General features: G+C 67.9%; 20 protein-coding genes. 11 read left to right on the top strand and 9 right to left on the bottom strand.

The features are described from left to right. Positions 1–3: 3 nt before the first annotated feature. Both NNX34_RS01315 and NNX34_RS01310 read right to left on the bottom strand, forming a co-directional pair. The gene (locus NNX34_RS01315; protein WP_255764785.1) at positions 4–591 is read right to left on the bottom strand and encodes a DUF1003 domain-containing protein; all 588 of its coding nucleotides are present in this window, start codon (positions 589–591) and stop codon (positions 4–6) included. Then, on the bottom strand, positions 584–1870 hold the full coding sequence (locus tag NNX34_RS01310; RefSeq protein WP_255764784.1) for a magnesium transporter: 1287 nt from the start codon (positions 1868–1870) through the stop codon (positions 584–586). Before NNX34_RS01310 ends, NNX34_RS01315 begins: the two co-directional genes overlap by 8 nt. A 119-nt stretch (positions 1871–1989) precedes the next feature. On the opposite strand from NNX34_RS01310, the gene NNX34_RS01305 reads away from it, so the two are divergent. After that, entirely contained in the window at positions 1990–2892 is a 903-nt protein-coding gene (locus NNX34_RS01305) for a general stress protein (protein WP_255764783.1), read from the top strand. 276 nt (positions 2893–3168) lie between these two features. On the opposite strand, the gene NNX34_RS01300 is transcribed toward NNX34_RS01305, so the two are convergent. Continuing rightward, complete coding sequence (locus NNX34_RS01300) at positions 3169–4752, bottom strand: aminopeptidase P family protein (RefSeq protein WP_227933096.1); 1584 nt, start codon at positions 4750–4752, stop codon at positions 3169–3171. A 112-nt stretch (positions 4753–4864) separates the two neighbouring features. Here NNX34_RS01300 and NNX34_RS01295 point away from each other — a divergent pair, with 112 nt between their 5' ends. Next, positions 4865–5722 (top strand): PHP domain-containing protein, encoded by an 858-nt coding sequence (locus NNX34_RS01295; protein ID WP_255764782.1) that lies wholly within the window; start codon positions 4865–4867, stop codon positions 5720–5722. 54 nt (positions 5723–5776) lie between these two features. Here the strand turns inward: NNX34_RS01295 and NNX34_RS01290 are convergent, their stop codons facing one another. Next, entirely contained in the window at positions 5777–6673 is an 897-nt protein-coding gene (locus NNX34_RS01290; protein ID WP_255764781.1) for a site-specific DNA-methyltransferase, read from the bottom strand. Between the two features lie 17 nt (positions 6674–6690). Further along, positions 6691–8325, bottom strand: a complete 1635-nt coding sequence (locus NNX34_RS01285; protein WP_255765695.1) for a DEAD/DEAH box helicase — start codon at positions 8323–8325, stop codon at positions 6691–6693. A 444-nt stretch (positions 8326–8769) separates the two neighbouring features. Between NNX34_RS01285 and NNX34_RS01280 the strand changes: the two genes are divergently transcribed. Both NNX34_RS01280 and NNX34_RS01275 read left to right on the top strand, forming a co-directional pair. Further along, positions 8770–9483 carry a ferritin-like fold-containing protein gene (locus NNX34_RS01280; protein ID WP_255764780.1) on the top strand — a complete coding sequence of 238 codons (714 nt, stop codon included), beginning with the start codon at positions 8770–8772 and terminating at the stop codon, positions 9481–9483. A gap of 68 nt (positions 9484–9551) precedes the next feature. Beyond that, a complete protein-coding gene (locus NNX34_RS01275) occupies positions 9552–10430 on the top strand; it encodes an SGNH/GDSL hydrolase family protein (RefSeq protein WP_255764779.1) in 879 nt (292 codons plus the stop codon). A gap of 135 nt (positions 10431–10565) precedes the next feature. Here NNX34_RS01275 and NNX34_RS01270 read toward each other — a convergent pair whose 3' ends face one another. From NNX34_RS01270 to NNX34_RS01260, 3 genes are read right to left on the bottom strand one after another with little or no spacing between them, the layout of a single operon-like run. Continuing rightward, positions 10566–10865, bottom strand: a complete 300-nt coding sequence (locus NNX34_RS01270) for a hypothetical protein (protein ID WP_255764778.1) — start codon at positions 10863–10865, stop codon at positions 10566–10568. Between the two features lie 12 nt (positions 10866–10877). Next, positions 10878–11102, bottom strand: a complete 225-nt coding sequence (locus tag NNX34_RS01265; RefSeq protein ID WP_227918419.1) for a DUF3107 domain-containing protein — start codon at positions 11100–11102, stop codon at positions 10878–10880. A 46-nt stretch (positions 11103–11148) separates the two neighbouring features. Next, positions 11149–11763: a TetR/AcrR family transcriptional regulator gene (locus NNX34_RS01260; protein WP_255764777.1), complete on the bottom strand. Its 615-nt coding sequence runs from the start codon at positions 11761–11763 to the stop codon at positions 11149–11151. Positions 11764–11881: 118 nt separating this feature from the next. On the opposite strand from NNX34_RS01260, the gene moeB reads away from it, so the two are divergent. Continuing rightward, positions 11882–13072, top strand: coding sequence for a molybdopterin-synthase adenylyltransferase MoeB (moeB, locus tag NNX34_RS01255; protein WP_255764776.1), 1191 nt, complete (start codon positions 11882–11884; stop codon positions 13070–13072). A gap of 6 nt (positions 13073–13078) precedes the next feature. Here moeB and NNX34_RS01250 read toward each other — a convergent pair whose 3' ends face one another. Further along, a complete protein-coding gene (locus NNX34_RS01250; protein ID WP_255764775.1) occupies positions 13079–14425 on the bottom strand; it encodes a glutamyl-tRNA reductase in 1347 nt (448 codons plus the stop codon). 143 nt (positions 14426–14568) lie between these two features. On the opposite strand from NNX34_RS01250, the gene hemE reads away from it, so the two are divergent. From hemE to NNX34_RS01220, 6 genes are all read left to right on the top strand, one after another. Next, complete coding sequence (gene hemE, locus NNX34_RS01245; RefSeq protein WP_255764774.1) at positions 14569–15630, top strand: uroporphyrinogen decarboxylase; 1062 nt, start codon at positions 14569–14571, stop codon at positions 15628–15630. A gap of 2 nt (positions 15631–15632) precedes the next feature. Then, positions 15633–17132 (top strand): protoporphyrinogen oxidase, encoded by a 1500-nt coding sequence (hemG, locus tag NNX34_RS01240; protein WP_255764773.1) that lies wholly within the window; start codon positions 15633–15635, stop codon positions 17130–17132. Positions 17133–17206: 74 nt separating this feature from the next. Further along, positions 17207–17914, top strand: coding sequence for a hydrogen peroxide-dependent heme synthase (hemQ, locus tag NNX34_RS01235; RefSeq protein ID WP_255764772.1), 708 nt, complete (start codon positions 17207–17209; stop codon positions 17912–17914). Further along, entirely contained in the window at positions 17911–19104 is a 1194-nt protein-coding gene (locus NNX34_RS01230) for a ferrochelatase (protein ID WP_255764771.1), read from the top strand. Before hemQ ends, NNX34_RS01230 begins: the two co-directional genes overlap by 4 nt. Further along, positions 19104–20060, top strand: coding sequence for a hydroxymethylbilane synthase (gene hemC / locus NNX34_RS01225; RefSeq protein ID WP_255764770.1), 957 nt, complete (start codon positions 19104–19106; stop codon positions 20058–20060). The genes NNX34_RS01230 and hemC overlap by 1 nt, the downstream gene beginning before the upstream one ends. A 24-nt stretch (positions 20061–20084) precedes the next feature. Further along, complete coding sequence (locus tag NNX34_RS01220) at positions 20085–20948, top strand: uroporphyrinogen-III synthase (protein ID WP_255764769.1); 864 nt, start codon at positions 20085–20087, stop codon at positions 20946–20948. The last annotated feature ends 12 nt before the right edge of the window (positions 20949–20960 follow it).

The following is a 20960-nucleotide window of genomic DNA, read 5'->3' as shown; positions in this document are numbered from 1 at the left end:
GCCTTAGCGTTCCCTTCCGCCGGGATTCAGTTTCGGCATGCTGTCGGTGCCCTCCGGCCGGCGGCGGCGCCGCGTCCCGCCGTCCTCACGGTCGTCGTTGGCCTCGAGGAGTTCTTCCAGCAGTCCGCGGATTTCGGAGCGGACATAGTCACGGGTGGCCACCTCACGCAGGGCAATCCGCAGTTCGGCGATCTCCCGGGTGAGGTATTCGGTGTCCATAAGGTTGCGCTCGGCGCGTTCGCGGTCCTGCCGGACGGAGACGCGGTCCCGGTCATCCTGCCGGTTCTGTGCCAGCAGCAGCAGGGGAGCGGCGTAGGAGGCCTGCAGCGACAGCATGAGCGTCAGGACGGTAAAGCCCAGGGCGGCGCTGTCAAAGCGGGCGGATTCCGGTCCCCAGGTGTTCCAGGCCAGCCAGACGAGGCAAAAGACCGTCATGTAGACCAGGAACTGCGGGGTGCCCATGAACCGGGCGAAATTCTCCGTGGCATGGCCGAAGGCGTCGGGGTTCGGGGAGAGCCGCGGCAGCCATCGGGTCCGTGCAGAGCGGGGAGTGTCGAGGCCGGTGGTCGTTGACTTGATCTTTTCAGCCATTTGTCCTTCCCTGCTGCGTTATGGGGCCGGTTTCGTCGGAAATGCGCCAGTCGTCCGGCAGCAGGTGGTCCAGGACATCGTCCACCGTGACCGCACCCACCAGGCGTCCGGCGTCGTTGATTACCGGCAGTGAGTTCAAGTTATAGGTGGCCAGCATCCGCGATACTTCGCTGATGGTGGCGTAGTCGCGGACCGGTTCCAGGTCCGTATCCAGGATGTTGCCCAGTGCCTCGGGCGGTGCCGAGCGCAGCAGTTGCTGGATGTGCACAACGCCGAGGTACTTCCCGGTGGGTGTTTCCAGCGGCGGCCGGCAGACGTAGATGGAAGAGGCAAGCGCGGGGGTGAGCTCTTCGCGGCGCACGTGTGCCAGCGCCTCCGCCACGGTGGCCTCGGGCGGAAGGATGACGGGCACGGGGGTCATCAGCGACCCGGCGGTGTCTTCCTCGTAGTTCAGCAGGCGCCGGACGTCGCGGGCGTCCTCGGGCTCCATCAGGGCAAGGAGCTCTTCCTTCTGCTCTTCGGGCAGTTCGTTAAGGAGGTCCGCGGCGTCGTCGGGGTCCATTTCCTCCAGCACGTCTGCGGCGCGCTCCACGTCCAGGGACTGCAGGATCTGGACCTGGTCGTCGTCGGGAAGTTCCTGCAGGACGTCGGCGAGACGTTCGTCCTGCAGTTCGCTGGCCACTTCGATCCGGCGTTTGCCGCTCATCTCGTGCAGGGCGTCGGCAAAGTCGGCGGCCTTGAGGTCGTCGTTCTGGGCGACGAAGGACGTGGCGGCCTGCGGGCCGGTGGCGTCCCAGTGGGCGATGTCCTTCCAGTCAAGGATCATCTGTTCTCCGCGCCGGCGGAGGGACCGCAGCCGGGAGGCCGAGCCGCCGCGGCGGACGAAGAGGTTGGAGACGTACCAGTCGCCGGCGCGGTTCTGCTCAATGGCGATGTCTTCGATGGTGGCTTCGCCGCTGCCGTCGCGCATCTGTACCCGGCGGTCGAAGAGTTCCGCGACCACCAGCATCTCTGCTCCGCGCTGTTCGAAGCGGCGCAGGTTGACCAGGCCGGTGCAGATGATCTGCCCGGGGTCCATGGACGTGATGCGGGTGAGGGGGACGAACACCCGTTTCTTGCCGGGAACCTCCACCACGATGCCCACGGCCTGGGGCGGGAGGCCCGGCCCGCGGTCCAGCACGACCGCATCGCGCAGCCGGCCGAGACGGTCACCCAGCGGGTCGAAGACGTCAAGGCCGAGCAGGCGCGCAATAAAGACTCGGGTTGGATTTGTACTCACCTTATAAGGCTACTTTGTGCCCGCCGGTAACGCGGTATCACGGGGTGCGAGGGAGGTGAGTCCGTTCACTGCGAGCGATACGTTCACCGTCCGGGGCAGGTATGCGCGAGAATGGAGCAATGTCGAACCTATTTGGTGCCACCCCTCCGCGTGATGCGGGCCGCAGCTTGCCCAAGGGTGAAACGGTGGGCCGCTACACGGCCTACCTCGACGCCCAGAAGGCCGTGGATTACCTTGCCGACAGCAAGTTCCCGGTCCAGCTGGTCTCGATTGTCGGCAACGAGCTCAAGTCCGTTGAACGGGTGACCGGCCGGCTGACCTACCCCCGGGTGGCGCTCTCCAGTGCAGCCACCGGTGCCTGGTTCGGCCTCTTTGTCGGGCTGGCACTGATGCTGTTCGGGGGCAGCGCCGCAGCGATCTCCATCCTTCCGTCCATGGCCCTCGGTGCCGTCTTCTGGGTCCTCTTCGGGGTTCTGGCCTACGCCCTGCAGCGCGGGCGCAGGGACTTCACCTCCACCAGCCAGGTGATTGCCACCAGCTACGACGTTATTGTTGCCCCCGAGGCGGCCAATGACGCACGGCAACTGCTGCACCGGCTGCCGATGGTCGGCCAGGCAGGCCACCCGCAGGCACCCGCTGCCCGGCGCCACGAGCCGATGCGTCCGCCCGCAGGCGGACCGCAGGCACCGGAACGGCCCTCCGGCTGGGCCAACCCGTACGGCCAGCCCGCTCCGGACTCCGATCCCGCAGGGCAGGCCCCGGCCGATGCCGGCAGCCAGGCACCCGCAGGGGCAGACCCGGCAGCTAAACCCGCGACGCCGCGGGGCCAGTTCCCGGACCTTCCGGACGGCCGCCCGCAGTACGGTGTCCGCCGTCCGGCGCAGCCTGCCGCACCCGAACAGACCGCACCGCAGCCCGCCGCACCGGAACAGGCCGCAGTGCAGCCTTCCGCTCCGCAGCCGGCCGCACCGGAACAGGATTCTCCGCAGGGTTCAGACCAGCCGGAGCAGCCGCGCCACTAGGTCCCTCGCTTCATCGCATGAGGCCCGCACCCCCAGGGTGCGGGCCTTTTTCGTGCCTTCGCTTCGGATTGGGTATGGCCCCTCGGTTTGTCGGGTTCCCTGCGCCGCGCGGCGCAGGGAACCCGACAAACCGAAGCGGTCCGGACAAACCGCAGGGATCGCGACGAATCGCAGTCTCCGGTCCGGGGAAGCTGTCGGACAGCATCCCCCGGTACGCAAAAAGGTCCGCATCCCTTTCGGGGATGCGGACCTTTTACCTGGAGGGGAAACCGGAGGTTACTCGGCAGCGTAGATGCCGGCCATCCAGTCCTCGACGTCGTCCGGGTTACGCGGCAGCGCGTCGCTGAGGTTCACGGGTCCGTCGGCGGTGATGAGGACGTCGTCCTCAAGCCGTACGCCGATGCCGCGGTATTCCTCGGGCACCGAGAGGTCGGTGTCCTTGAAGTAGAGGCCCGGTTCGATGGTGAAGACCATGCCCTCGGTGATGGTGCCGTCCAGGTACAGCTCGGCCCGGGCCTGGGCGCAGTCGTGAACGTCCATTCCGAGGTGGTGGCTGACGCCGTGGGGCATCCACCGGCGGTGCTGCTGGCCTTCGGGGGACAGCGCTTCCTCGAGCGGCACCGGCAGCAGGCCCCAGCTGTCCAGGCGTTCGGCCAGGACCTTGACGGCTGCAGCGTGGACGTCGCGGAACTTGGCGCCCGGCTTGGCGGCCTCGAAGCCGGCGTCGGCGGCGTCGAGTACTGCCTGGTACACCCGGCGCTGGACCTCGGTGTAGGTTCCGTTGACGGGCAGGGTGCGGGTGATGTCGGCGGTGTAAAGGCTTTCGGCCTCCACGCCGCCGTCGAGCAGCAGCAGATCGCCGGCGTGGACGGCGCCGTTGTTGCGGATCCAGTGCAGGACCGTGGCGTTGTTGCCGGAGGCGGCAATGGTGTCGTAGCCAAGGTCATTGCCCTCTTCGCGTGCCCGGGCAAAGAACGCGCCTTCGACGACGCGTTCGCCGCGCGGGTGGGAGATGGCGCGGGGGAGTTCCTTGACCACTTCGGTGAAGCCGTTGACCGTGGCGGCCACAGCGGCCTTCATCTGCTCGATCTCCCATTCGTCCTTGACCAGGCGGAGTTCGGACAGGGCTTCGGTCAGTTCGCCGTCGAGGGCGTCCAATGCGCTGAGGTCGGCGTTTTCCGGGTCCAGGGCGGTGTTGTAGCGGACGGTATCCACCAGCGCATCGACCATTTCATCGACACTGCGCAGCAGCCGTACCGAGATGCCGCCGAACTGCGGGTCTCCGACGTTGTTGGTGATGGCGGTCTCTGCCTCGTTGAGGTGCCGGGTGGGCAGGCCGATCAGTGCGCTGATCTCCGCCAGGCCGAGCCGGTCACCGATCCAGAAGGAGCCGTAGCGTGCGTTGGAGTAGAACTCGTCACTGTCCGTGCCGGCGAGCGGGCGGAAATACAGTACGGCGGTGTGGTTGCCGCCGTCGTCTCCCGCACCGGGTTCGGTGGGCTCCATCACGAGCACGGCATCCGGTTCGCGGTCCACGCCGAGGCCGGTCAGGTGCGCAAAGCCGGAGTGCGGACGGAAACGGTAATCCGTGTCGTTCGAGCGGACCTTCAGCGGGCCGGCCGGGATAACCAGCCGTTCCCCGGGGAAGCGCTCGGAAAGGGCGCGGCGGCGGCGCGCGGCGAAGGGTGCCACGGCGTCGGGTTCGGGAAGTTCGCCGGATTCCGCGGCCCAGCCGGAGGACATGAACTTCTTGAAGGCTTCGGAGGAGGGCCGCTGGGACCGGTTGTTGACCCGGTCTTCGAGCGGCTGGCCTTCGGAGGGCTCGGGCAGGGATGTCGTCGAATTCGCTTCAGTAGTCACCACTCCATCGTCTCACTGCGGCCGGGAGGGGCAAAACACCCAGGGATACCCGACCTTTCCGGTGCGGGCGGACCGGCAGGGAACCTGCCGTCCGGAGGCGTAGATTGAAAGCGTGAGAATTGACCTGCACACCCATTCCTGCGTCTCCGACGGCACCGAGCAGCCGGCAGATGTTATCGCCTCCGCTGCGAAGGCCGGGCTGGATGCCATTGCGCTGACCGATCACGATACGACGGCGGGCTGGGCCGAGGCCGCCGCTGCCGCCCAGGAGCGCGGCATCACTTTTGTGCCGGGTATGGAGGTGTCCTGCCGCAGCAGCGAGGGGATCAGCGTCCATGTGCTGTCCTATCTGCATGATCCGGCCCATCCGGGACTGCTTGAGGAGATCGCCCGGTCCCGCGCAGCCCGGGTCACCCGGGCCGAACTGATGGTGCAGCGGCTGGCGGAGGATTTCCCCATTGACTGGGACTCGGTGCAGGCGCAGGTGGCGCCGGGAGCAACCATCGGACGGCCCCACATTGCCGATGCACTGGTAGCCGCGGGCGTGGTCCCGAACCGGTCGGCGGCCTTCAGCGGCATCCTGACCGCGCGGTCGCCGTACTTCGTGGCGCATTACGCGCCGGATCCGGCACGGGCAGTGGCACTGGTCCGGCAGGCCGGCGGAGTCCCCGTCTTCGCGCACCCGGTGGCGTCCTCCCGCGGCCGGGTGGTGGGAGAGGAGACCTTCGCCGAAATGATCGACGCCGGGCTGCTGGGCGTGGAGGTCAACCACCGGGACAATCCAGACCAGGGCAGGGAATGGCTGCGCAGGCTGGCGAAGGACAATGACCTGCTCGTCACCGGCTCCAGCGACTACCACGGGACCGGGAAACCGAACCTCCTGGGTGAGTTCACCACGGAGCCGGCGGTACTGGAACGGATAGCCGCGCTCGGGACCGGCACCGCCGTCGTCGGCCCGTTGCCGCGGTAGTCAGCGCAGGCACGCCGCCGTGCCGGCAAAGCGGACGACGGCGCGGCGCGGACCTTAGGGGCCGGCAGCAGGAAGCGGTGAACCCGTTTCGGCGGAGACCACGGTGGCCGCCGAACCCAGCCGCCGGGCCATGACGTCGATCGCCTGCGGATTGGCGTCTACGCAAACGAACTTCCGGCCCAGCTTGGCCGCAACGGCGCCGAGCGTTCCGGACCCGGCGAAGAAATCCAGGACCCAGTCGCCCTCCCGGCTGCTGGCCGCGACGGCACGCCGAAGCAGGCCCTCGGGTTTCTGGGTGGGATAACCGGTCTTCTCGCGGCCGGTGGGGGAAACGATGGTGTGCCACCAGACATCGGTGGGCAGCTTGCCCAGTGCCACCTTTTCGGGCGTCACCAGGCCCGGGGCCATGTACGGTTCCCGGTCCACCTCGGCGTTGTCGAAGTGGTACGAATCCGGGTTCTTTACATAGACCAGGATGTTGTCATGCTTGGCCGGCCACCGGTTCTTCGCCCGGCCGCCGTAGTCGTAGGCCCAGATGATTTCGTTCAGGAAGCAGTCCCGGCCGAACAAGGCGTCCAACATGACCTTCGCGTAGTGCACCTCTCGGTAATCGAGGTGCACGTACAGGGTGCCGTCGTCGGCCAGCAGGCGCCAGGCCTGCGCGAGCCGGGGTTCCAGGAACGCCCAGTAATCCTCGAAGGCGTCGTCGTAGCTGGAGAGCAGGCCCTTGACCGTGCTGTAGCTGCGGCCCTTGAAACCGATCCGGTCGCCGCTGCCGTCGGCGCTGCGGACCATGGTGGTCTGCTGCCGGCGCTGGGACCGCCCGGTGTTGAAGGGCGGGTCCACGTAAATCATGGTGAAGGAGCCGTCCGGCAGGGTCGGGAGGAACTCCGCGTTATCCGCGTGTACCACCAGCGACCCGCCGTCGGGCGTCCATACAGGGTTGCTCATGCAGGCCTACGTCGGCGCTATTCGGCGGCCGGGCCGGTCTTGGGAACAACCTCGCCGTTGCGGCGGCGGGTCCGGCTGCGGCGCGGGCGGTCCGAGGCTGCGCCGTCCACCGCAGGTGCCGCGGTCCGGGTTTCAGCCGGGCGGGATTCCGCGGTCCGTGCTTCGCCGGTCCGTGCCTCGCCGGAGCGGGCGCTGCTGCGCCGCGATCCGTCGCGTGACCCGTCGCGTGTTCCGCCGCGGGGGTTGCCGCCGCGGGATCCGGCATCCCGGCCGGAACCGGAACGGCTGCCTTCACGGCTCGAGGAGTTGCTGCGGCCGCCGGATTTACCGGTCTCGCCGAGGTCCTCGATCTTTTCGGCATCAATGCCCGCATGGGTGCGCTTGTTGCGCGGCAGGCGTCCCTTGGTGCCTTCGGGGATATCCAGGTCGGTGTACAGGTGCGGGGAGGAGGAATAGGTTTCCACCGGCTCCGCCTGGTCCAGGCCCAGGGCCTTGTTGATCAGGCCCCAGCGGGGCACATCGTCCCAGTCCACGAACGTCACTGCGGTGCCCTTGTGCCCGGCGCGGCCGGTGCGGCCAACGCGGTGCAGGTAGGTCTTCTCGTCCTCGGGGCACTGGTAGTTGATCACGTGGGTGACGTCGTCGACGTCGATGCCGCGCGCGGCGACGTCGGTGGCCACCAGCACGTCCACCTTCTCATTGCGGAAAGCGCGCATGGCCTGCTCACGGGCGCCCTGGCCCAGGTCACCGTGCATGGCGGCGACGGCAAAGCCGCGGTCCACGAGTTCCTCGGACAGCTTGGCGGCCGTGCGCTTGGTCTTGGTGAAGATGATGGTGCGGCCGCGGCCGCGTGCCTGCAGGATGCGGGCCACCACTTCGGCTTTGTCCAGGTTGTGCGCCCGGTAGACCACCTGGCGGATGTCCTTCTTGGTCAGGCCCTCGTCGTCGGGATCCGCAGCCCGGATGTGGGTGGGCTTGGTCATGTAGCGGCGGGCCATGGACACGACGGCGCCGGGCATGGTGGCCGAGAACAACAGGGTCTGGCGCACGGCGGGCGTGGCAGCCATCAGCGTTTCGACGTCGGGCAGGAAGCCGAGGTCCAGCATCTCGTCGGCCTCGTCAAGGACCACCAGCCGCACGTTCTTCAGCGAGAGGTGCTTCTTGTTGTAGAGGTCGATCAGGCGGCCGGGGGTGCCGACCACGATTTCGACGCCGGCGGCCAGGGCCTCCGTCTGCGGCTCGTAGGCACGGCCGCCGTAGATGGTGACGATGCGGGCGCCGCGCCGGCGGGCGGCGGTGGTGAGGTCGCCCGCCACCTGGACTGCCAGTTCACGGGTGGGGACCACGATCAGGGCCTGCGGTGCGCCGGGGACGGCGAGTTCGGCGTAACCCTTGTCTTCCGGGCCCACCACCCGCTGCAGCGCCGGGATGCCGAAGCCGAGGGTCTTGCCGGTGCCGGTCTTGGCCTGGCCGATGATGTCGTGGCCGCTGAGCGCAACGGGCAGGGTCATCGACTGGATGGGGAAGGGGTGCGTGATGCCGGCGTCGGCGAGGGATTCGACGATGTCCGACCGGACACCGAAATCTGCGAACGTCAGTTCGGGGATTTCCGCGGCGTCGGCCTTGACGGCCAGGGTGTCCGCAACGGTCAGTGCTTCGGTGCTGTCATCGGCAGTGAGATGACGATCGTCATCAACCTGGGAAAGTTCAGTGTTCAATTAAATACCGTTCAGTTTAGGCAGCGCGGGGGCGCCAGGCTCGACGAGTGGCTGTTACAGCCCATTACGGAGCGGATGGCACGCACGCGGTGCGTCCAGCGGAAGCCGATCGCGGGCTAACAACTGCGGGCCGCCTGTGCTCCATTGGCCACGGCGGCGGCCGATAATTCAAGATCGCGTAGGGTTTGCGGGTCTGGTCAATACAGCAACAAAATGACACTTCTTATGCCACTTCTCATGACAATTCATACGACAGACGACCGGGCATCCAGTTTCTACCTTTCCAGTCTACCTGCCAGCCGCTGATCGCCGCGCATCCGGGGGCACGGCGCGGTTACGGCGCGGTCCCGGGCCGCGCCTGCAGGTACGCTGGCGGGTATGACTAACGGGCACCATTCGGATCATCCGGCCGCTCCCGGGGCGGCCCCGCAGCACTTCGGCGAGACGTATCAGCGGTTCCTCACGGATCTTTTCGGGGCTATCGCCTACGGCGAGCTGTCGGCGTTTGAACGGATGTCTTCCGATGCCCGGTTTTCCCCCACACTGCATGACCGTGCCACGCTCGGACGCCTGGCGGTGCATGAATACGCGCATTTCGAGTTGATCTGTGCCCGGCTCAGCGCCATGGGAGCGGACCCCGAAGAGGCCATGCGCCCCTTCCAACCCTCCGTGGACGCGTTCCACGACCGGACCCGGCCGGCGGACTGGTACGAGTCGCTGATGAAGTTCTACGTCACGGACGCCATTTCCGACGATTTCTACTCCGCGGTGGCGTCCCGGCTGGATGCCGAAACGAACAGCCTGTTCCAGGGCCTCAAGGCTACGGAGCAGCCCGGCGAAATCCTGCTCGGCAGGCTGCGGGAGGCCCTCGCGGATGACCCGCGGCTGGCCTCGAGGCTGGCACTTTGGGGCCGCCGGCTGGTCGGCGAAGCCCTGACCCAGGCCCAGCGGGTCCTGATTGAACGGGCCTTCCTGGGCGGGCTGTTCGACGACGGCGGCCAGGACGCCGTCGACGCCGAAATCAAGTCGCTCACGGCGCAGCTGACGCGAAACCACTCAAAGCGGATGAACCTCCTCGGCCTGACGGCTTAGCCCTGCGGTACGCTTCCCCCGTACGGATACGCTGGCTGCGGCCGGAAACGGGCTGCAGGGGGAACCTAGTGCGGGGGAAAGCAACACGGAAGTGGGTGCGGGGTGCCCTGGCCGTCGTCGTTTTTGCGGTCCTGTTTCTGGCCGTGGCAGCGGCTGCCCGGCCGGACCCCGGAGCCGGCGGGACGGTGCCGGCGCTTCCGTCGGGTGACGCTGCCTCTGCCTCTGCCTCTGCCTCTGCTGAAGCCTTGCCTGAGCCGGCGGTGAGCGGACCTGCGGAGAGCGAAACGGCTCCCACCACGGCTCCGGCTGCCGGATCATTGGTTTACATGCCCCAGACCGGCCGGATGATGTCCGTAGTTCCGGGAGTGGAGGACTCTGCCCTGGTGATCGGTGACTCGCAGGCTGGGCCGGATACCTGGGTGGGGCAGGGGCTGGAACAGGCCGGGTACCCTGCCATCATCAGGGGTTCAGGCGGAACCGGGTACGTCCAGGGGAACAGCACAGTGGCCGGATATGCCCGGGCGCTGGAGGCCCAACAGTGGCTGCTCCCGTGGGGTACGCCGCGTTTGATCGTGCTTCAGGGCGGCGGTAATGACACCGCCCATCCAGCCGCAGATATCCGTGCGGAAGCGCTCCGGCTAATCCGCGACCTGCGGCAAAGCTACCCGTCCGTCCGGATTGTCATGGTGGGGGTCATCGGTGACGGCACGGGACCACGCAGCGAGGTGGACCGGGTGCTCGCCGCCGTGGCCGCCGAACAGGGAATCGGTTTCCTTACCCCGGGGGACTGGTGGGCGCGGTATGGACTGAACGGCACACTGCGGCCGGACGGAAGGCACCTGAGCCCGGAAGGACACCGGGTGGCGGCCCGCGTGTTCGCAAGCGAACTGGCCCGGATGGTGCCGCCTGCCGTCCCGCAGGCGCGGCCCTATTATGCCGTGCCGTAATCCCCGTCATCCCCGTCGCCGTACCCGCGAACGGACCACGTGGGACACGAAGAAAGGGCGGTGCGATAGCACCGCCCTTTCGACGTTTTGTTGCAGGTCCAGCAGATCCGTTGCCGGTTCCCGGTCCAAGGGGACCTACAGGCGCAGGATGCGCTCCTTCTCCTCTGTGTCCGCCTTGGCGCGGCTGCGTCCGATCGGTACGGCCGCCACGAGCGGCGCCAGGATCGACACCGCCACCGGGATGGCCCAGCCGATCCAGTCCGCTTCGAAAGCGGTAACTCCGGCCGCGCGCAGTACCAGCCATGTGATGAGCGCAGCACATACGGAAATGCCCGGGAGCAGCAGCGCGCCGTAGAAGGCGCGGCGGCGGTCCGCAGCCCAGACCGCGAAGCCCGCGGCAACGGCGGTCAGCGTGACCAGGATCAGGCTAAGCATGGAAGCGGCGGGTTAGAGGGCGCCGAAACCGACGCGGCGGACTTCCTCGGCACCGATCTCGACGTAGCCGATGGATGCACCGGGAACCACGATCAGCCGGCCCTTGATGTCCTTGAGCCGGAGCAGGGCGCCGTTGGCGAGGGACTGCTCCACTGCGTCGGCGACCTCATCAGCGCTCTGGCTGGATTCGAAGACAATTTCGCGGGCTACATTCTGAATGCCGATTTTTACTTCCACCGTGGTGCCTCCTGATTAACGATTTAAGAACTGATCGAAATCTACTCTAGATCTCCTTGGGGAACCGGCTGATTCCGCGCCAAGCTAAACGGTAAACCAGCTCGCTTGCCGCATCGATGTCCAGGCCGCCGTCGGTTTCCAGCCAGTACCGGGCGCTGACCTGCGCCATTCCGGCCAGGGCGCGGCCGAGCAGGGTGGCCTCGAGGTGGGAAAGCTTGGTGTCTTCGGCAATGACGCCGGCAATGCTGTTGGCGAAGCGGGCATTGAATTCCTCAATACGGGCGCTGACCTCGGCGTCATTGGTGAGGTCGGATTCGAAAACCATCCGGTGCCCCTGGCTGTCCTGCGCCACGAAGCGGAAATAGGCCCGCATGGTTTCCCGCACCCGAAGCTTATTGTCCGTGGTGGAGGTCAAGGCGGTGCGCAGGAACTCCGTCAGCGTGTTCAGGTGGTTGTCCAGCAGGGCCATGTACAGCTCGCGCTTGCCAGGGAAGTGCTGGTAGAGCACGGGTTTGCTGACGTGCGCCGCTTCGGCGATCTCGTCCATGGCCGCACCGTGGAAGCCGTTATTGACAAACACTTCCTGCGCTGCGCTCAGCAGCTGCCGGCGGCGTTCCTCCCGGGGGAGTCGAACCGGTTTGCCGGCTGCCTGGTTACTCACTGGTGGACCTCTCAACAGTTCCGGAGCCCTTAGCTGCACGGACAATGACCCTTAGTTTACCCGCGGGTATTCGAAGCGACAGGTCCCACCGCCATACCTGTGGCTTAGATTGGACTTCATGACCTTAGCAAGTGCATCCGCCCCTGTCGGGGAACTACCTGCTTTGGTGGCGCCCGGCGCGGACCTCACCCGCGACGAAACCGAACGCTACTCGCGCCACCTCATCATCCCCGGGTTCGGGTCCACGGCACAGCGCCGGCTGAAGAACGCGAGGGTGCTGGTGGTGGGGGCCGGCGGGCTGGGCTCCCCCGCGCTGCTTTATCTGGCTGCGGCGGGCGTGGGCACGCTCGGCATTGTCGACGACGACGTCGTGGATGTCTCCAACCTGCAGCGCCAGGTCATCCACGGCGTATCCGACGTCGGCACCCCCAAGGCGGAGTCCGCGGCCCGCTCCGTGGCGGAGCTGAATCCGCTGGTCGAGGTGGTCCTGCACCGCGAGCGGCTGGACAACTCCAATGTCCTGGCGATCTTTTCCGGTTATGACCTGATTGTGGACGGCACGGACAATTTCGCCACCCGCTACCTGATCAACGACGCCGCGGAAATCCTGGGCAAGCCATACGTGTGGGGGTCGATCCTCCGCTACGACGGGCAGGTCAGCGTGTTCTGGGGCAAATACGGTCCCACCTACCGGGACCTGTTCCCGCAGGCGCCGCCGGCCGGTTCCGTTCCTTCCTGCGCGGAAGGGGGCGTGCTCGGGGTGCTCTGTGCGCAGATCGGCTCGGTCATGGTCAATGAGGCCATCAAGCTGATCACCGGAACGGGCCGGACCCTGCTGGGCCGGGTCCTGGTCTTCAACGCCCTGGAGATGAGCTGGCGCGAGCTGAAGGTCCGGCGGGACCCGGAGGCCCTGCCCGTGACGGTGCTCAGTGATTACCAGGCATTCTGCGGCCTTGCGCCGGCGGAGCCTGCACCCGCCGGGGCGGAAGTGGACGTGGCCGTGCTGCGGGACCTGCTGGCAGAACGCTCGGCCGGGTTCCGGGACTTCGAACTGCTGGACGTCCGGGAGCCGGGGGAACATGACATTGTCCGCATCGACGGCGCCCGGCTGGCGCCGCGGGGCGCCGTGCTGGCGGGGGAGTTCCGGCCGGAGCCGGGACGGCCGGTATACGTGCACTGCAAGTCAGGGGCGCGGTCCGCCGAGGTTGCGGCCTACCTGCGCCGCGTCGGCTATCCGGAGGTCTACAACGTCACCGGCGGCATCCTGGAGTGGGTACGCCGGGTGGAACCGGAGAAGCCGGTCTACTGAGGATCCCTACGCGGACTTCGACTCGGCGTCGTCATCCGAGCCGGCGGCGCCGTCGTCGGCAGGGGAACCGGCACGCTTGGCGGGCGCCGCGTCGTCGCTGCGCTCCACCGTGATCCCGTACAGGGCCTCAAGGCCCCGGATGTAGTCCTCCTGCTGGCCGCTTGCGGCCAGTTCCCGGGCGCGGACGGTGGGAACGTGGAGCAGCTGCTTGACCATGCGGCGCATGGCGAACTCCACTTCCTGTGCCGCTCCGGTGCACCCGTGCTGGGCGCGGACCTTCTCCAGCTCCGATTCCAGCACGTCCAGGGTGTGCCGGCGCAGGGCGACGATGGCTGAGTCCATTTCGCGGCTGAGCTGCTGCTTCGCAAAGTTCTTCGCGGCATCGGCGACGATGGTGCTCGCCTGCTTCAGCGATTCGGCCTGCTCGGCCGGTGCGGCCAGCCGGACGGACTCCAGGGTGATCAGCTCGACGCCGTCGATCTCGCGGACGGCCGGATCGAAGTCGTGCGTCAGGGCAAGGTCAATGATGATCAGCGGCTTGCCGGCCGCTGCACGGACGCGGCGGACATCTTCGGCGCTGACCTGGCTGTCGCTGCCGCTGCAGCCGATGACGACGTCGGCCCGGGTCAGTGCCTCGGGCAGGGACGAACGGGTCAGGGGCTTCCCGCCGCGGGAGGCGGCGAAGGACTCTGCGCGGTTGGAGGAGGAGTAGACACTGATGTCGGTGCAGCCCCGCTCCTTGAGCAGGGCCATGGTGGCGCCGGCGTAGGCACCGGTGCCGAACACGACCACCGACTTCCGGGACCAGTCGCGGTCCTCGGACAGGTCCGTGGCCAGGCCCAGGGCAACCGAAACAATGGAAAGCCCCCGTTTACCGAGGGCTGTAAGGGCGCCGACGTCCTTGGCGGTGCGGGAAGCGGTCTGGAATAGGCGGGTGAGGCCGCCGCTGGCGGTTCCGCTCTCCTGGGCTTCAATCAGTGCCCGGCGCACCTGGCCGGCGATTTCGCGTTCGCCGACGACGGCGGAATCCAGGCCCGCGCCGACGGCAAACAGGTGCTGGGGAACGGACTCGCCGGTGTTCGTGGCAAAGGAGCGGGAGACCAGGTCTTCGCTCATGCCGGAGTGCCGGCTGATTTCTGCAACAACGGCGGAACGGGCGGCTTCAATGTCCGCTTCCGAGCCGGTTTCGCAATACACCTCCAGCCGGTTGCAGGTAGCGAGGACAACGGAGCCGGAGACGGCGGTTCCGGAATCGACCAGCGAAGACGAGACCTCGGATGCGCCGGCGCTCAGCCGGGCGACAGTCTCCAGGTCTACGTCGGTGTGCGTAGCAATGAGGGAAAGTAGAACCACAGTAGGTCAATACTAGCCACGCCCGGGAGGATACCTTCAATCGCACTGCCGGAATTGGCCCCTCACGGGTGTGAGAAGCGCCACTGCGGCCGCCGGGAGTGGCCCGGTTATGGCTTGTCCCCGATTTTGGGGAGAATCAAGGTATGACTCTTAGCGCCACGCACCCGCTGCTGGACGGCCGGACGGCCGATTCCCCCCTGATCACCGCGTACCGCGGCGGAACCCCCGCCCGCCGCCCGGTGTGGTTTATGCGTCAGGCCGGCAGGTCCCTGCCCGAGTACCTGAAAGCCAGGCAGGGGATCGGCATGCTGGAATCCTGCCTCCGGCCCGAGCTGGCGGCGGAGATCACCCTGCAGCCGGTGCGCCGGCACGACGTGGATGCGGGCATCTTCTTTTCCGACATCGTTATTCCGCTGAAACTGGCCGGCGTGGACGTAGACATCGTTCCCGGCGTCGGACCGGTGCTGGGCAGTCCGGTGCGTACCGCCGCCGACGTCGCCGCCCTGCCGCGGCTGACCGAAGAGGCCCTGGAACCGATCCGGGAAGCCGTGCGGCTGACGGTTGCCGAGCTTGGTTCCAAGCCGTTGATCGGATTCGCCGGCGCGCCGTTCACCCTGGCCGCCTACATGGTCGAGGGCAAGCCGTCCCGCGACCACCTCGGCCCGCGCACCATGATGCACGCTGATCCCGATGCCTGGCAGGCGCTGACCGCCTGGGCCGCCGACGCGTCCGGAATGTTCCTGCGCGCGCAGCTGGAAGCAGGCGCCAGCGCCGGCCAGCTCTTCGACTCCTGGGCCGGTTCCCTTGGTTTGGCCGACTACGTCAAGCACGTAGCGCCTGCCTCCTCCCGTGCCTTGGACCATGTGCGCGGCCTCGGCGCCCCGCTGGTGCATTTCGGCACCGGCACGTCCGAGCTGCTGGTGGCCATGCGCGACGTCGGCGTGGACGTTGTCGGCGTGGATTACCGGCTGCCGCTGGACGAAGCCAACCGCCGCCTCGGCGGCACGACGCCGCTGCAGGGCAATATTGACCCGGCACTGCTGAGCGCCCCGTGGGACATCCTCGAAGCACACGTCCGCGAGGTCCTTGCTGCAGGCGCGGACGCTCCCGGCCACGTGGTCAACCTGGGCCACGGCGTGCCGCCGGAAACCGACGCCGGCGTCCTGACGCGGGTGGTCGAACTGATCCATTCTGTGGAGCCGTAGGCATGCCCCACCGTTTCCTCACCAAGCCGGAAAAAGCCGCAAAGGCGGAATCCGCAGGCGGCCCGGTCCCGAGCGGTCCCACGGCCGTTGTTATAGGCGGCGGCATTTCCGGCCTCATCGCAGCCCGGGACCTGCAGCGCGCAGGCGTCCAGGTGACCGTGGTGGAGGCCTCGGACCGGTTCGGCGGCTGCGTCGGCCGGCACGAGGTGGCCGGCGTGCAGCTGGACAGCGGCGCGGAATCCTTCGCCACGAGGTCACCGGCCGTTCCGGACCTGGTGGGGGAACTTGGCCTGGCAGACGCGGTGGTCCTGCCCAATCCGGCCGGGTCGTGGCTGCAGCTGGCGGCCCAGGACCTGCCGTCGGGAGCACAGCAGATGCCGAGCAGCGGCCTGCTCGGTATTCCCGCAGACCCCCGGCATCCGGACATTGTCCGTGCCCTGGGCCGCGCGGGAGCAGCCCGGGCAGCCATGGACAAGGTCCTGCCGGTGGGTAACCTGAGCCGCCGCCCGTCCATGAGCCTGGGGGAAGTGGTGCGGGCCCGAATGGGTGAAGCAGTGCTTCGCAGGCTCGTCACTCCGGTGGTCGGCGGCGTCTATTCCTCCGACCCCGATGTGCTCGACGTCGACTCCGTGGCACCGGGCCTGCGCTCTGCGATCTCCCGGCACGGCTCCCTGGGGGCGGCTGTCGGCGCGATGCGCGCGGCGGCCCCTGCCGGTTCGGCCGTGGCCGGACTCGACGGCGGAATGGGCCGGCTGACCGAAGCGCTGGTCGCCGATCTGGAAACCTCCGGTGCCCGCCTGCGCTCCGGCATCCGTGCCGAATCCCTTGCCAGGGGTGCCGAAGGGTGGCGGATCCACTGCAGCGGCGGGCCGGAACTGGCAGCCGACGCCGTGGTGGTGGCGGCCGAAGGCCCGGCAGCTGTTGACCTCCTGGCCACCGCGCTGCCCGAGGTGGCGGCCTATCGTCCGCAGCCGGGACCGGGGGTTGCCCTGGTAACCCTGGTGGTGGACCTGCCGGAACTGGACGCCATGCCGCGCGGCACCGGCGTCCTGGTGTCCAGGGAAGTGGACGGCATCGATGCGAAGGCAATGACCCACGCCACCGCCAAATGGCAGTGGCTCGCCGATTCCACCGGTCCGGGCACGCATGTGCTGCGCCTTTCCTACGGGCGGGCGCTCTCGCCGGAGGACTCCGCCGCGGAACCCTCGCACGTGGCCCGCGCCGACGACGACCTCTTCCGCCAGGCCGTGGCCGACGCGTCCGGTCTGCTGCAGGTGCGCATCAAGGCCGACGACGTCGTCGGGTGGGATGTGGTCCGGTGGGTGGGCGCACTGCCCTCCGCCGCCGTAGGGCATAAGGACCGGGTGGACGCCGTCCGCGCGGCGGTGGCCGAATCGCCCGGACTGGAAGCGGTGGGAGCCTGGCTTGCCGGAACCGGACTGGCCGCGGTCACCGCCGACACCCGCACCCGAATGGCAGCGCTCGCCAACGCACTGCTGTGATCTTCCGCACTTTCTACACTTTGTAGAAGTGCGGTGTTTCGACTTACCTATACGCAAAGGGCAGACTGTTAAACATGAGTGAGACGATGGACCGCAGCGCCGCCGGAACGGCCGGCAACGACGAACAGTTCTTTACCCTCTGGACCGTTTTCAAGCGGTCCTCCATGCCGAAAGCGCCGGTCTCGAACGGTGCAGTTGATGCCTTCGAGGCCCTGACCAAGGACCTGGCAGCCAGCAACGTCACGCTCCGCGGCCTGTACGACGTCTCCGCCATGCGCGTGGATGCCGACGTGATGGTGTGGCTGCACGGCAGCGCGCCGGAAGCGCTGCAGGCGGCCCTGCGGCAGATCCGCCGGTCCGAGCTGTTTGCCGGCACCGAGATCGCCTGGTCCGCCATGGGCGTGCACCGCGACGCGGAGTTCTCCAAGAACCACTGGCCGTCCTTCGCCCGGGGCATCGATCCCGAGACCTGGATCTGCGTTTACCCGTTTGTCCGCTCCTACGAGTGGTACCAGCTCCCCGCCGAGGAACGCGGCAAGATGCTGCGCGACCACGGCATGCTCGGCCGCGAATTCCCCCAGGTCCTGGCCAACACCGTGGCCTCCTTCGCCCTGGGCGACTGGGAATGGATCCTGGGCCTTGAAGCCCCCAACCTGGTGGACCTCGTCGACATGATGCGCCACCTGCGCGCCACCGAGGCCCGCAACCACGTCCGTGAAGAAGTCCCGTTCTATACCGGCCGGCGTATTCCGGCCGCCGAAGTTGCCGAGGTACTCAAATGACATCCGCTGTTTCCAACGAGCCTGCCTTCGACCCCTTTGAGGGCGTCGACGAAAACGGCCGCATGGCCCCGAAGCATTACGACGCCATCCTACTGGCCTCCTTCGGCGGTCCGGAAGGCCAGGAAGATGTCATTCCCTTCCTGCGCAACGTCACCGCCGGCCGCGGCATCCCCGACGAGCGGCTGGAGGAAGTGGCCACCCACTACCGCGCCAACGGCGGCATCAGCCCCATCAATGAGCAGAACCGTGCGCTGAAGGCTGCCTTGGAAGCAGAGCTGGCGCGCCGCGGCGTCGAACTCCCCGTCCTCTGGGGCAACCGGAACTGGGCTCCCTACATCAAGGACGTCCTGCAGGAGGCCTACGACGCCGGCCACCGCCGCATCCTCATGGTCACCACCAGCGTCTACTCCTCGTACTCGAGCTGCCGCCAGTACCGCGAAGACCTGGGCATGAACCTGTTGAAGACCGGCCTGGACAAGAAGCTGCACGTGGACAAGGTCCGCCAGTACTTTGACCACCCGGGCTTCGTGGAACCCTTCATCGAAGGCGTCCGCGGGTCCGTGGCGAAGGTCCGCGAGCAGCTTGCGGCCCAGGGCGTGGAAAACGGGAAGATCGAGATCCTCTTCTCCACCCACTCCATCCCCACCGCCGACGCCGAAGCCTCCGGCCCGCGCGACCGGGAGTTCGAAGAAGGCAGCGCCTACGTTGCCCAGCACCTGGCCAACGCCCGCGCCATCATGGACCGGATCCCCGAAGCCGCGGGCCTGGACTGGCAGCTGGTCTACCAGTCCCGCTCCGGCGCCCCGCACATCCCCTGGCTGGAACCGGACATCAACGACGCGATTGCCGAACTGCCCGCCAAGGGCGTCAACGGCGTGGTGATTGTTCCGCTGGGCTTCGTCAGCGACCACATGGAAGTCCTCTGGGACCTCGATACCGAGGCCATGGCTACCTGCCGGGAACTGGGCCTGGCGGCTGACCGCACCCCGACCCCGGGCATCCACGAGACCTTCGTGTCCGGCCTGGTGGACCTGCTGCAGGAACGCACCCTGGAAAACAACATCGCCATCCGCCCCGCCCTGACCGAACTCGGTCCGTGGTACGACGTCTGCCGCCCCGGCTGCTGCGCGAACCTGCGCGGCGAAAAGCCGACCATTGCAGGCGCCGATTCCACAGTGGGCGTCCAGTAGTGGCGCACTCGCCCGTCCTGATCGGCACCCGCGGCAGCGCCCTGGCCGTCACCCAAACCACCACCGTGGCCGAGGCCCTGTCCGGGCTCGGCGGCTTCGACGTCGAACTGGTCCGCGTGCGCACCGAGGGCGACATCAACCGTGCCGCCCTGTCGCAGATCGGCGGCACCGGCGTGTTCGTTGCCGCGCTGCGCGAGTCGCTGCTGCGCGGAGACTGCGATGTTGCCGTGCACTCGCTCAAGGACCTGCCCACCTCCCCGGCGGACGGCCTTGCCCTGGGCGCCATTCCGGAACGGGTGGATGTCCGCGACGTGCTGTGTGCCCGTGACGGACTGACCCTGGCACAGCTTCCCGCCGGTGCGAAGATCGGCACCGGTTCCCCGCGCCGGGCAGCCCAGCTGCGGGCCGCCCGCCCGGACATCGAGATCGTGGACATCCGCGGCAACGTGGATACCCGCCTCGGCCGGGTTGCCGGCCTGGTCGAAGGGGCCCCCGGCGACCTCGACGCCGTGGTGCTGGCGGCCGCCGGCCTGGCCCGGCTGGGCCGCCTGAACATGGTTACCGAGTTCATTGATCCCGCCGTGATGCTTCCCGCCCCCGGGCAGGGAGCGCTGGCCGTGGAATGCCGTGCGGACGACGCCGTTGAAGGGCAGCTCGCGACGGCACTTGCCGCGTACGACCACCGCGAAAGCCGCCTTGCGGTGGCAGCCGAACGGGCCATGCTCGGCAGGCTTGAAGCAGGGTGCACGGCTCCGGTCGGTGCGCTGGCCAGTGTCGCAGCCGAAGGCATCACGCTCGAAGCAGTGGTCTGCAGCGACGACGGTACCCGGCTGATGCGCCGCACCGGCGTTGCCGGGCAGCTCACCGAAGACGCCGCCCGCGCCTTGGGCGTGCAGGTTGCCGAGGAGCTGCTTGCGGCCGGCGCCGCGCAGCTCACGGACCTGCCTGCCAGCTGATGCCCCGCTTCCGGAGCTGCTGAGATGGCGGCCAGACACAACGGTCCGGACCTCGCCGGGCTGAACGTTGTCCTACCACGCACCCCGGACCGGGCTTCGGCCATGGTCCGGGAACTGCAGGACTGCGGGGCGTCGGTGACGCTGATGCCCCTGATCGATTTCCAGTTCCCCGCGGACACCGCACTGCTGGACCGCGCACTGAATTCGTTGAAGGCCGGACGGTTCGCCTGGGTGGTCTTCACCAGTGTCACCACCGTGCGGGCCGTGACCCGCCGGTGTGCAGCGCTGGGCATCTGCCCCGAGGCCCTGGTGCCCGCCGATACCCGGATCGCGGCAGTCGGTGCCGGAACGCGGCAGGCCCTGGAAGAAGTCGGCTTCGATATCGATTTCCTGCCGGACACCGACCAGTCCGCCCGCGGCCTGGCCGCATCCTGGCCGGATCCCTCCGGATCGGATCCGGAGGGCGGCGACCTGCGGGTGCTGCTGCCGCAGGCCGATATTGCCGACCCGTCCCTGCATGAGGCACTGACCGCCCTGGGCTGGGAGGTCCGCGCCGTCACCGCGTACTGCACGGTGGACTACCCGGCCACCGGCGTGCGCTTCACCCCCGCGGTGACCGGGGGAGGACTGCTGGACCCCGAGTCCTTCGCCGCGTCGGCACCGGCCGGACGCCGCGCCGTCGTCCTCACCTCCCCGAGCATCGCCCGACGGTTCGTCCGGCGCTGTGTGCCGGTACCGGCCGGAACGCTGCTGGTGGCCATCGGCGACAGCACGGCTGCGCGGATGCGTGAACTGGGTGCGGCGCCGGCTGCCGTGGCGAAGCAGCCAACGCCGGCGGGAATAGCCCACGCACTCTCCGTTGCTATGTCTACGGGTCCTACTCCCTAGTTCCCCATCATT

Origin of the sequence: Arthrobacter sp. zg-Y1116 (genome assembly GCF_024385485.1) — a bacterium.
Taxonomy (GTDB): Bacteria; Actinomycetota; Actinomycetes; order Actinomycetales; family Micrococcaceae; genus Arthrobacter_B.
Note: the sequence above shows the minus strand (reverse complement) of the source record. Positions and strands in the feature narration are given on the sequence as shown.

Excerpts from the sequence above, each read along its gene's own strand:
- NNX34_RS01305 (WP_255764783.1), top strand. The coding sequence starts at position 1,990 with ATGTCGAACCTATTTGGTGCCACCCCTCCGCGTGATGCGGGCCGCAGC.
- NNX34_RS01270 (WP_255764778.1), bottom strand. The coding sequence starts at position 10,865 with ATGCTTAGCCTGATCCTGGTCACGCTGACCGCCGTTGCCGCGGGCTTC.
- NNX34_RS01280 (WP_255764780.1), top strand. The coding sequence starts at position 8,770 with ATGACTAACGGGCACCATTCGGATCATCCGGCCGCTCCCGGGGCGGCC.
- hemE (WP_255764774.1), top strand. The coding sequence starts at position 14,569 with ATGACTCTTAGCGCCACGCACCCGCTGCTGGACGGCCGGACGGCCGAT.
- NNX34_RS01220 (WP_255764769.1), top strand. The coding sequence starts at position 20,085 with ATGGCGGCCAGACACAACGGTCCGGACCTCGCCGGGCTGAACGTTGTC.
- NNX34_RS01230 (WP_255764771.1), top strand. The coding sequence starts at position 17,911 with ATGACATCCGCTGTTTCCAACGAGCCTGCCTTCGACCCCTTTGAGGGC.
- NNX34_RS01290 (WP_255764781.1), bottom strand. The coding sequence starts at position 6,673 with ATGAGCAACCCTGTATGGACGCCCGACGGCGGGTCGCTGGTGGTACAC.
- hemG (WP_255764773.1), top strand. The coding sequence starts at position 15,633 with ATGCCCCACCGTTTCCTCACCAAGCCGGAAAAAGCCGCAAAGGCGGAA.
- hemQ (WP_255764772.1), top strand. The coding sequence starts at position 17,207 with ATGAGTGAGACGATGGACCGCAGCGCCGCCGGAACGGCCGGCAACGAC.
- NNX34_RS01315 (WP_255764785.1), bottom strand. The coding sequence starts at position 591 with ATGGCTGAAAAGATCAAGTCAACGACCACCGGCCTCGACACTCCCCGC.
- moeB (WP_255764776.1), top strand. The coding sequence starts at position 11,882 with ATGACCTTAGCAAGTGCATCCGCCCCTGTCGGGGAACTACCTGCTTTG.